Here is a 2,645-nt window from a genome sequence, read left to right as displayed (position 1 = left end):
ATTGGCTGGTCTCGTCGTGCTCGCGTGCTTCATCTGGCTCGCGGGGCCGCTGCTCGCGTTCGCCGACGTCCGGCCGCTCGAAAGCGGCTGGGCGCGCGCACTGACGATCGCCGCGCTGTTCGCCGCCTGGGGCGCGCGCACCGCGTGGCAAAGCTGGCGGGCCGGGCGGCTGAACGCGCAACTGCTGAATCAGCTGCGCGAAGCAGCGCCGCGGCCCGACGCGGCGGGCGACCCCGCGAAGGCCCAGCTCGACGAGCTGCGCAGCCGTTTCGACGAGGCCGCGACGCTGCTGAAGAAGGTCCGCTTCGGGCCGGCCGACGGCATGCGCAGCCTCGACTGGTCGCGCTGGTTCGGGCGGCTGTCGCGCCAGTACCTGTATCAGCTGCCGTGGTACGTGTTCATCGGCGCGCCGGGGTCGGGCAAGACGACGGCGCTCGTCAACTCCGGGCTCAGCTTCCCGCTCGCCGAGCAGTTTGGCCGCGCGGCGATTCGCGGTGTCGGCGGCACGCGGCACTGCGACTGGTGGTTCACGAACGACGCGGTGCTGATCGACACGGCCGGCCGCTACACGACGCACGAAGGCAATCGCGCGCTCGACGAGGCCGAGTGGAAAGGCTTCGTCGAGCTGCTGAAGAAATACCGCACGCGCCAGCCGTTGAACGGCGCGATGCTGACGATCAGCGTCGCGGACCTGCTCGGCGCGTCCGAGGCCGAGCGCACGCAGCACGCGATGGTGCTGCGCAAGCGCCTGCTCGAGCTGCGCGCGCAGCTCGGGATCCGTTTCCCCGTGTATCTGCTCGTGACGAAGGCCGACCTGCTCGCGGGCTTCGCCGAATACTTCAGCGGCTTCGGCCGCGCGGAGTGCGCGCAGGTGTGGGGCTTCACGTTCCCGCTCGCGCAGAGCGAACAACCCGGCTTCGACCTGCGCGCGATGTTCGACCGCGAGTATCAGTTGCTGCACCGGCGGCTCAACGACGCGTTGCCCGAACTGCTCGCGTCGCAGACCGACGCGCGCCAGCGCGAGATGAGCTATCTGCTGCCGCAGCAGATCGCCGACCTGCAGGACCTGCTCGGCCAGTTCGTCGCCGAGGTGTTCTCGGTGTCGAGCTTCGAGCCGATGCCAATGCTGCGCGGCGTCTACCTGACGAGCGGCACGCAGGAGGGCACCGCATTCGACCGCGTGATGAGCGGCATCAAGCGCTTCCTGAAGATCGAAGGCGTGCCGCCCGTCGCGCAGGCGGGCTCGGCCGGGCGCAGCTTCTTCCTGAGATCGCTGCTGCAGGAGCACATCTTCCGCGAGGCGGCACTCGCGGGCAGCAACCTGCGCTGGCACCAGCGGCGGCGCGTGCTGCGGGCCGCCGGCTACGTCGCACTCGCGCTCGTGTGCGTCGCGGTGCTGTTCGCGTGGCTGCGCAGCTATTCGAACAACCGCGCGTATCTCGCCGAAGTCGCCGCACGCGTGCCGGCCGTCGACGCGGAGATCGGTCGCGCGAAGATTGCCGATGCGGCCGACGTCGCGCGGCTGCTGCCCGTGCTCGATGCGCTCGGCAACCTGTCGAACGCGGGCGGCATCGATCTCGCCCAGCCGCCATTGGCGTACCGCTGGGGGCTGTTCCAGGGCGAGAAGATCGAGGAGGCCGTGGATGTCGTCTACCGGCGCGCGCTCGACGATGTGCTGCTGCCGATCGCCGCGAACCGGATGGAGGCCGCGCTGCGCGATGCGCAGCCGGGCGACAGCGAATACGCGTATGCGGCGCTGAAGGCGTATCTGATGATGTACGACAGCGCGCATTACGATCCCGCGTTCGTGCAGGCCGTCGTCGATCTCGAGATGGAGCGCGCGCTGCCGGCCGATTTCTCGCCGGCGCAGCGCGCCGCGTTGCGCGCGCATCTCGCGGCGCTGTTCGGCAACCGCGTCGCGGTATCGCCGTTCCCGATGAACGAGCGGCTCGTTGCCGACGTGCGCGAGCGGCTGCGGCAGGTGCCGTTTTCGCAACGGCTGTACGGCCAGCTCGCGCGTACGCTGCGTCCCGCGACCGCGTCGTACGACTTCAGCGTCGCGCGTGCGGTCGGCCCCGATGCGTCGCTCGTGTTCCGCCGCGAGAGTGGCAAGCCGCTCGTCGATGGCGTGCCGGGGCTCTATACGCGCAACGGTTACCGGAACGTGTTCGCGCCGCGGCTGCCGGCCGCCATCGACGCGTACGGGCGAGAGGAGGTGTGGGTGCTGAACCTCGGTGCGTCGGAAATCCCGAATGCGAACGACGCGGCCGCGTGGGCGCGCGACGTCCGGCAGCGCTATCTGAACGACTACCTGAAGATCTGGGACGACTATCTGGCCGACCTCCGGCTGCAGCACACGGCGACGCTTGCGCAGAGCATCCAGGTCGCGCGGATGCTGTCGTCCGCGGATTCGCCGCTGTCCCGGCTGATGGTTGCGCTCGCGCGCGACACCGCACTCGGCGATGCGCCGGGCGGCGCGCGCAATCTCGCATCGCGCGCGCAGGACAAGGTCGACGACGCGCGCAGTTCGCTCGCGCAGATCTTCGCGGCGCAACCGGGCGGCGACGCCGGCACGGGGGCGGCCGCCCCCGCGAGCCCCGAGCAGGTCGTCGACAGCCATTTCGCGGGCCTGCGCGCGTTCGCGC

The 2,645-nt window shown here is 70.4% G+C and carries 1 protein-coding gene; it reads left to right on the top strand.

The genetic code is table 11. From position 1 onward, the window contains the following. Position 1: 1 nt before the first annotated feature. Positions 2–2,645 (top strand): type VI secretion system membrane subunit TssM (gene tssM / locus G3N94_RS40795; RefSeq protein WP_205799835.1); only part of this gene is annotated, 2,644 nt, incomplete at its 3' end.

The sequence above is a fragment of the Burkholderia sp. Ac-20353 genome, from assembly GCF_017104785.1.
In the GTDB taxonomy this organism is placed as follows: domain Bacteria; phylum Pseudomonadota; class Gammaproteobacteria; order Burkholderiales; family Burkholderiaceae; genus Burkholderia.
Note: the sequence above shows the minus strand (reverse complement) of the source record. Positions and strands in the feature narration are given on the sequence as shown.